The 351-nt window shown below is 53.6% G+C and carries 1 protein-coding gene; it reads right to left on the bottom strand.

The window, feature by feature from the left end; genetic code table 11:
* Positions 1-325, bottom strand: a 325-nt coding sequence (locus E0D98_RS27715; protein WP_131891585.1) for a hypothetical protein, incomplete at its 3' end; no start/stop codon positions are given.
* Between the last annotated feature and the right edge of the window lie 26 nt (positions 326-351).

Genomic DNA, 351 nt, shown 5'->3' with positions numbered 1-351 from the left:
CCTGCAGGGGGGCTTCGTGAATTTCACGAATACACTCTGCATCATGGATATTTTCTCTGTACCGGGTTCGTTCCAGCAGTATGTGGTGCATATGGAGCATTCTGGCCAGTGCGGCGCTGAGTTCATTTATATGGTGTTCCCGGAAAACGGGACCGTCATGCATACGGCACAGGGGGATCACTTCCACATCGTCACAATGTGCCCGCAGCCATTCTTTTGTGACGGCTGCGTCATCGGTGTAAAACCATGTGCCGGGTGTACCGTTCGCCAGAAACCGGATTTTCCATGCCTCGGGGGGCGGAGGCGTCTGTCTGCCATCATTCATAGGGGTTATCTCATTCTATGGGCTGA

Origin of the sequence: Escherichia sp. KCJ4928, assembly GCF_004352695.1 — a bacterium.
Lineage (GTDB): Bacteria > Pseudomonadota > Gammaproteobacteria > Enterobacterales > Enterobacteriaceae > ECMA0423.
Note: the sequence above shows the minus strand (reverse complement) of the source record. Positions and strands in the feature narration are given on the sequence as shown.